Origin of the sequence: Desulfovibrio sp. OH1186_COT-070 (assembly GCF_003860215.1) — a bacterium.
GTDB lineage: Bacteria > Desulfobacterota > Desulfovibrionia > Desulfovibrionales > Desulfovibrionaceae > Desulfovibrio.
Genome location: NZ_RQYH01000053.1, coordinates 1 through 5,304 on the forward strand (window position 1 = coordinate 1; position 5,304 = coordinate 5,304).

Genomic DNA, 5,304 nt, shown 5'->3' on the forward strand with positions numbered 1-5,304 from the left:
GCCCCATATGGGCATCGGTGGTATCACCCCGGCCATGAAACTGAAACGGGCGGCATAGGCTCTACTTTTGAGCACTACCACAAATGGGGAGATTACATGCGCACATAGCCTCTCCTGTCATGCAGAAAGAGGTGTTATCATAGGATTCATAGTTTGACGACACTATCTAAGACGCACACCATCGGCAGCCCGTTGTTGCTCTGCGGCGGCTGCGTAGAAATAGACCTGAATTGAAAAGGGATTAAGACGAAGTTGACACACGAGATATCCACCATGATTGACTTGTGTAGAAATAGACCTGAATTGAAAAGGGATTAAGACTTTGACGTGAGTACCAAAGCATATCCTCATGTCTATCCAGAGTAGAAATAGACCTGAATTGAAAAGGGATTAAGACAGGCGGGCAAAAGCTAGTTTGGTGTTAACTTCACCAAAACAAGTAGAAATAGACCTGAATTGAAAAGGGATTAGATAGTGTCGTCAAACTATGAATAGTATGATAACACCTCTTCCTGCATGACAGGAGAGGCTGTGTGTGCACATCGACGACACGATATTTGTGGCAGGGTTTGGGAAAATCTACAGGCACATCTTCCCGGCAAAAAGGGGAGTGTTGGTCGCCCGGCCGGAGACAACAGGCTGTTTGTCAACGCGGTATTCTGGATATTTTTTTGATTGTGAGATGGCTTCCAGACGTTTTCGTTACCATGCCTCTGGAGGCCTCTGGCTGGTGTGAAAAACGCGGATAATCTGCACTTCCCGTCCCCGAATACGGTACGGGACGATATACGGATACCGTTCTATCACCAACTCGCGCGTCCCAAACACTCTGCCGGGCCTGCCCATCTCCGGACGCTTTGCCAGCTCGACAACGCGCTTACGGATATGGGCATACATCTCCTGTGCCGCGTCCGGGTCCTCCCTGGCGACATAATCGGAGCCATCTAACCCGCACGATAGCCCCACTTGGCATCCAGGGCCGCGTTTTCTTCATCCGTGGCGAAGTCTCCGGCGTCCGCTTCCGCCAATCCCTTTCTGATTTCAGCCACTTGCCAAGATTCCTGCTCAACAAAAGCCTGAATGGCCTGAATTGCCAGGAAGCTCTTGGATCTGCCTGTTGCCTCCGCCAGCGCCCCAAGCTGGTTCGCCAGCTCCGTAGGCAAACGCATAGACATGGAAGCCATTATTGCAAAAACCTCTCATTGGTACGTGTTTGTGGGGGCCATCTGTCTTGCCTCAAGTAACGCATTGGTTGCTGCTTCAAGGGCAGATCGCCGGGAATTTCCTCCATCCCGCCAGGCTGACTTATGCGTACGTTCCGGGCATCTCCTCCGGAAAGTCGTTTTTCATTGTGCTTGACAGGGGCACACCATGATCTTTCATAACCAAGGCTCCTTATACCTGATTTGTAATGCAGCGTAATACATGGTATCGCAAAAAGCAAGGCGCCAGATCTGATTGCAAGGAAGCATGTGCATTGATTGACGGTTTGAGCGCGGAGGCGCTTTTCCTTCCTTGCCGCCGTATCTCATTGTGGGCAACAACAATTTGACGATACTATCTGGGCTTCGTTTCGCGCATGGTCAAAGCGCTGTGCGCAGGCAGGCCAGAATATCGGACAGCAACAGCTTGCTTCCGCCGCGGGGACTGCCGATGATCCCTCCCCCCGCCGGGCCTCCCCAGCCGGGTTCGCGTTGTTTGAGCAGCGCAAGCGTGTCGCGGATATATGACGCAAAGCCGTGGGCTGCCGCGAGCGTCCATTGGTGACGCGGGGGATTCCAGGCCAGAGATATCTCCGCACCCAGACGGCGCAGAAGACCATGAACTCCCGGCACCTCGGCGGCCAGCAGCATGACGGTGCAGGGAGTGTGGGCAAGGGTAACGGCTTGTGGCGCGAGGGCTTCAAGCTTTTGCTGCGCAGCCTGTTTGGCCATCAGGTACTGCTGGGCGAGCGCGTCATGCGCGGGGAGCCATGCAACGTCCTCCGGGTCAGACTGTCGGGCGCAGACGCACGCCACAAGGCGCAGTCCGGCGCTGAACTGCGCCGCCGGGCTCGTGTGGCACAGCCGCATCCCGCTGAGCAGCGCGGACAGGGTGATCCCCTCTGCGCCCTGCGCCGGTCGGCCGCTGCCGGTATCCACGGCCGCGGTGTACGCCACAAGGGAGCGCAGCGTTTGCGGCGCACCAATGGCATGCCACGCCTGTTCAGCGGCGCAGGGCAGAACCTTCTCGCCATGGTGATCGAAATTCTTCTCTGCAATGCGGCCGCTACCGCCGCACTCAAGGCACAGTACGCGCTTGTCGGCCAAAAGCTGTTCCGGTGCCTCGTGCGGCAGGGGGCACACAAGCGCATGCTCTGCTCCCAGCAAACTGCCGGCCACAACAGTATCCAGGTCCGGTTTGATAAAGCAGACAACGCGCGTCTTCATGGCAAGCTGTGCTCCTCGATATTCGCTGTTCCTGATTTTTTGATCCACGGCCTGTCGGCCGCGGGACGCCCGGCCTCACAGCCTGAGGCGCAGTGCTCTGCGCGGCTGGGCCGGGCTGTTGTGGGGCAACCAGGGGCCTGAACCTGACCGGCGGGCGCGGAGGTCGCGGAAGGTGTCTGCGGCGGGGAGGATTGCGATGTCGGGGGTGATGATGCTGGTCATGATTGAAGCTCCTCCGGGTTGAAGGTTGGGAAGGAAAGTTGCCGGGGGACAGGGCCTTGGCCAGGGCTGGCGTCAGTCGCGAACCGCGCGGATGATCGTCGTGGTGGTGACATCGGCAGCGATGGACACGAGCGCTGAGAGCAGGAGGAAGGGCATGGAATGTCTCCTTGTGGTTGAAGGTTGGGCTGGAAAGTTGCCAAGGGCCAGGGCCTGGGGGCGGTGGGAGCTACTTGCGCAGTTCCCGTGCTGCGGCGCTTGCCGCCGCGATCAGGGCTGCGATCAGAAGCGGATGCATGAGAAGTCTCCTCCGGGTTGAAGGTTGGGAAGGAAAGTTGCCGGGGCCAGGGCCTTGGTCGGACGCTGGATTCAGTCGTCCAGCCAGATGTGGAGGAGGTCGCGGAGGATGTCCGCGAGGGCGTCCACGGTCTCAGGGGTCAGGTTATGCATATCGAACTCCTTGTGGTTGAAGGTTGGGCTGGAAAGTTGCCGGGGGCCAGGGCCTTGCCCTTTCCGTTCAGAACGGAAGCGGGAAGGGGAACGGACGGGGGAACGGAAGAGGGGTGGCAATCATGGTGGAACTCCTGGGCTTATATGGTTGTCTGGTGTTTTTTGTCGCCGTTCAGTCCTTGATAAGCAAGTGGTGTGCCAAAGAGTAACATATTTGAATTGATTGAAAAAATAAATAAAGGCATATGCTCTGGGCAGAGGTATGCACTATAATTTTAATATTTTTAATTTATATTAACCTGTATTGAAGCGCAGTATGGTGGATAACGTACAGAAAGTTTCGCAGATGTGAAAAATGACGTAGCCCGCCAAGTTGGTCAGGTTTTGGTTGGCCAAACCACCCCCCCCAGACCAGCAAGAAAGGCTACAGATGGAATTTACCAGGGAGCAGGGGAAAAAAGAAAGTTCCGGTTATCGCCGTGAACGAGCAGGAACTGCGGTCGCATGTGTCTGAGGTCGTGCGACAAAGCGTTGAAGAAACGCTTGACGGCTTGCCGGAAGCGGAGGGCGATGCGCTGTGCCAGGCCAGGTGCTGCGAGCGTAACGCACAACGCGCCAGTACCCGTGCCGGACACTGCCACTCGCTTCTGATTTACTTGAGATCTTCCATGCGAAAGATATGATAGCCTTCATAATGATAGCTTGCATCTATACCTTTCATATAGACGGAGCGATCATTGATTTGTTCGGTCAAAGAGCTTTTCAGAAGCTGCTTGATTTCCGCGTCATTCACAGGACTGCGCTCCATTGCCTGCAGATATGCTTCCCGGTCTGTCCGGCTCCAGTCCACTACCACACGCAATTCCTTTTTCAGCATGGCGTCCAGCCATATGCGGGTGCTGCGGCCATTGCCTTCCCGAAAAGGGTGAGCCACATTCATTTCCACATATTTTTCCACGATTTCATCAAAGCTGCTTTGCGGCATATCATCTATACGCCGCAAGGCATCCTCCAGATAGAGGACGGACGCAAAGCGGAATTGTCCCTTGGAAATGTTCACCTGTCGGATTTGCCCGGCAAAGGGATAAATATCTTCAAACAAGAACTGATGGATGGCCGCGAGCCCGGCAAAAGTGCCTGCTGGAAGGGTGTCCAGCAGGCGCTGTTCAAAAAGCAGGGCCGCTTTTGCCTTGCTCAGTTTCTCCTCAACGCGGGCAAGTTCCGCCGCCTCGGTCAAACCCAGTTTATTTTCCAATGTCATAAGGTTTCCCCTGTACGAACATCTTTTCAAGGCAGGCTTTCTTGATATTTTGCAGCAATTCCACAATGGTATCCGCCGTACCAGACCTGCCGCAGATGGTTCCAGCGCTGGCGAAAAGAAGGCGTGTTTGACGCCGTGCCGCTCGCCTTGGCCGACGACTTGCGGAAACGCGGCAAGCCTGATTTGCGGGAAGCCTTCATTGACGGGACGTTCGCCCCGGCAAAAAAGGGGGCCGTGCCGTTGGTAAAACCAGGCGCGGCAAGGGCACCAGGATCATGGCAGTGGCAGACGCTGCCGGTTTTCCTCTCGCCCTTCACGTGGCAAGCGCGTCGCCTCATGAAGTGACCTTGGTGGAAGACACCTTGGACCGCACGTTTACCACTGAGCTTCCAGGCCGTTTGGTCGGCGACAAAGCCTGCGACAGCGACAAACTTGACGCCAGATTGGAAGAAGCCTGGGGCATTGAAATGATCGCCCCGAACCGGAAGAAACGGGCCAAAACGCAAGATGGCCGCCTCTTGCGGCGTTACCGCCGCCGCTGGAAAGTCGAGCGGCTGTTCGCCTGGCTGCACAACTTCCGCCGCCTTGTCGCAAGATACGAATTTCATGCGGAAAATTTTCTGGCAATGGCGCAACTGGGCTGCATCATGATTTTGCTCAGATTGATTATGAGATGACTTCCAATATGCCTCAAAGTCTCCCAAAGATAAACAGCCTGAAAGAGAGGAAAACAGCGGGTATCCAGCCAGAACTTTCGTGGGGGAGTGTCCTGCTCAATCCGATATGAGCTCCTTTCATCCTGTTTTTTGCCGGGTGGAACTTCGGATATCAAAAATATTTTAAAAATTTTTATTGTCTCACTTTGGGAGGGTTAAAACCCCCAGCTTTAGCTGGCAGCTTTAGCGTTTCTTGTTTAAAGTTTTCCCATGAGCGATTATCGTCATG

The 5,304-nt window shown here is 55.2% G+C and carries 7 protein-coding genes; 1 reads left to right on the plus strand and 6 read right to left on the minus strand.

The genetic code is table 11. The annotated features are described in order from the left end of the window. Positions 1-702: 702 nt before the first annotated feature. The 6 genes from EII23_RS11295 to EII23_RS12980 form a co-directional block, all read right to left on the minus strand. Positions 703-966 (minus strand): type II toxin-antitoxin system RelE/ParE family toxin, encoded by a 264-nt coding sequence (locus EII23_RS11295; protein ID WP_260424703.1) that lies wholly within the window; start codon positions 964-966, stop codon positions 703-705. Next, positions 945-1,184, minus strand: a complete 240-nt coding sequence (locus tag EII23_RS11300; RefSeq protein ID WP_124793468.1) for a CopG family ribbon-helix-helix protein — start codon at positions 1,182-1,184, stop codon at positions 945-947. Before EII23_RS11300 ends, EII23_RS11295 begins: the two co-directional genes overlap by 22 nt. A gap of 399 nt (positions 1,185-1,583) precedes the next feature. Then, positions 1,584-2,429 carry a hypothetical protein gene (locus EII23_RS11305; RefSeq protein ID WP_124793469.1) on the minus strand — a complete coding sequence of 282 codons (846 nt, stop codon included), beginning with the start codon at positions 2,427-2,429 and terminating at the stop codon, positions 1,584-1,586. Positions 2,430-2,504: 75 nt separating this feature from the next. Continuing rightward, on the minus strand, positions 2,505-2,651 hold the full coding sequence (locus EII23_RS12975) for a hypothetical protein (protein ID WP_185702385.1): 147 nt from the start codon (positions 2,649-2,651) through the stop codon (positions 2,505-2,507). A 1,099-nt stretch (positions 2,652-3,750) separates the two neighbouring features. After that, positions 3,751-4,359 (minus strand): protein adenylyltransferase Fic, encoded by a 609-nt coding sequence (gene fic / locus EII23_RS11310; protein WP_124793470.1) that lies wholly within the window; start codon positions 4,357-4,359, stop codon positions 3,751-3,753. Between the two features lie 26 nt (positions 4,360-4,385). Continuing rightward, on the minus strand, positions 4,386-4,697 hold the full coding sequence (locus tag EII23_RS12980) for a hypothetical protein (RefSeq protein WP_185702386.1): 312 nt from the start codon (positions 4,695-4,697) through the stop codon (positions 4,386-4,388). Here EII23_RS12980 and EII23_RS11320 point away from each other — a divergent pair. Continuing rightward, positions 4,635-5,036 carry a transposase gene (locus tag EII23_RS11320; protein ID WP_260424704.1) on the plus strand — a complete coding sequence of 134 codons (402 nt, stop codon included), beginning with the start codon at positions 4,635-4,637 and terminating at the stop codon, positions 5,034-5,036. The genes EII23_RS12980 and EII23_RS11320 overlap by 63 nt on opposite strands. Positions 5,037-5,304: the final 268 nt, after the last annotated feature.